Here is a 2,236-nt window from a genome sequence, read left to right on the forward strand (position 1 = left end):
GATCTCATACCCAGTACATCTTCAGCCATATATTCTCCCGATACGACGTGGTATAGGAGGATGTTCTTCAGAGTCGGTATATCCTTGAGCAAGGATTCGAAAGTTCCTTCGGGCAATTTTGCAAAGGCTTCATCATTCGGGGCGAAGACTGTGAAAGGCCCATCACCCATAAGCGCTTCGACTAGACCGGCTTCCTGAAGAGCCGTAACTAGTGTCGTAAACGAGCCCGCATCGATAGCAATTTCAGGGATTCTCCTTGTCTCTCTTTCCGGAGGAAGGATGACAGTGTCTATAACATGAATTACTCCATTGCTTGCTTCTATGTCAACTGCAGTTATCATTGCATTACTGACGTAAACCTTTCCTTCTTCTACTTTTATCTGTATATCGCTGCCTTCGACGGACTTCAGCGATTCGAGTGAGACCACGTCAGAGGACATATACTTTCCTGGAACCACATGATAGGTAAGAATTCTTGTAAGAGCCGGTATGTCGTTTAGGAGACTTTCAACAGTTCCCTCCGGGAGCTTTGCAAATGCTTCGTCAGTTGGAGCGAACACAGTAAAAGGTCCATCTCCCATAAGAGTCTCGACTAGACCCGCCTTTTCAACCGCCGCCACGAGTGTAGTGAAATTGCCTGCTGAAACCGCTACTTCTACTATGTTCTTGGAGAAACCAGTGAAAACCAATCCTATTAAAACTAACACCAGAAATACCTTTTTCATCATTATCACCTCAACCAGAATTTTTTATACTACATTTTTCAAAACTAAATCGTTGACAATTTGATTTTACTCTGCCAAACTCGTCGTTGTCAATAGGGTTGTGCACAACGAAAAATCGGCGACCTTGATTTCTCTTTGCCTCTTTGAAAAAGCCATACAGAAACAATCATACGAACGCTTAACTAATTCTTAATCTACGCTTTACTTCGATGATCATGGTTATCTTGAAAGATTAGTAGTTGACAAGAGATAAGCGACTTTGGAAGTGAGGTTTGAAAAGACATTGATCGGTTCCTCAAATTGGCAATCACAAACGGGTAGATCTCAACTCGGAGGAGCCCGTTTCTGTAAGCTTGAGGTATCCGTCGTACTCGGTTATCAACATTTCCTTGTCTAGCGCCTCGAGGGCAGTCTTAACTATCGATTCGTCTGAGTGTGAATCGGAAATTCCCAAGGCTCTGAGAGGTTCTATATCTTGATAAGCCATAGATGCCTTTGCTTCGCACTCGAGCTGATCGCGAGTCTGAATCTTCCCTTGATCGATCATGAAAAGGAACCAGCGTTTTAGCTGCTTCGATCTGAACTTGTTGAAGAGGGAAAAGCCATATCTTTCGAAGTCGATGGCTTCTCCTCTGGCAGATCTTATAAGATCTATCAGTAACTCTGCCGCCCCTTTGAGAATCAGAATGGAAACGATCAACCCTACAATCGCGTCAGCATAGGGAATCCTTACGAGAGATACGATGAGCCCAATTGCTACGCTCACAGCTACAAGAACATGATTTCTTGAATCCGCCGACTGGGTAATCAGAGGGAAGGATCGATTTTTAAGGCCTGAGTACTTCTGATAGAACCACAAGAGAGCGCAGACTATTCCCGAAATTGCCACTGCAGCAAAAGTAAGGATGTCTGGGGAAGGGATCTCACCGGAAACGAGCCTGAATGAAGCTTCTATCAATGAAAAAAGACCAGTTGCTCCCATAAATAGTAGAAGAATCAAGCTTACCAGATGTTCGTGGTTCTTCTTGACTCCCCAGTACACGAAAACACTTGAGATTCCGTCCAAAAGAGTATCGAATGAATCATTTAGAAGGCCGACACTGCCGGAAAGAATAGCGGCGGGAAGCTTCAAGGCAGCAAGGATGAAGTGGACGATTATCGTTACTCTCGAGACTGTTTCGGATTTTGTTGCTTTTTCCAGAAGCCGGCCGCTATTCTCGAGTTCGGCGAGCATCTTCTTCGCCTCAGACTCTCCCCTCTCAGTCAGTTCAAATGTGTCGCCATTCTGAATAAGCCAGCCATCTTCTTTCATGTTTTCTATAGCGGAATCCAGAAATGAATCCAGATCTGCGGCTTCGTGCATTCTCTTACCATAGGGAAAGACCTCGAAGAAAATGCCGAACCTTCTCCCCATCACTGAGAAGTACTCCTTCAGTAGTTCCTTCGTATTGCAGCCTCTGAGAACCGCAGCGGCCACATTCCATTCATGTCCATAATGCTTAGAATGATAC

2 protein-coding genes are annotated in these 2,236 nt (G+C 44.8%); both read right to left on the reverse strand.

The window, feature by feature from the left end:
* A partial coding sequence (locus tag ENN47_10805) for a fasciclin domain-containing protein (protein HDP78647.1) occupies positions 1-728 on the reverse strand: 728 nt, incomplete at its 3' end.
* Positions 729-1,032: 304 nt separating this feature from the next.
* Positions 1,033-2,236 (reverse strand): hypothetical protein (locus tag ENN47_10810; GenBank protein ID HDP78648.1); only part of this gene is annotated, 1,204 nt, incomplete at its 5' end.

Source organism: Mesotoga infera, assembly GCA_011045915.1.
GTDB lineage: Bacteria > Thermotogota > Thermotogae > Petrotogales > Kosmotogaceae > Mesotoga > Mesotoga infera_D.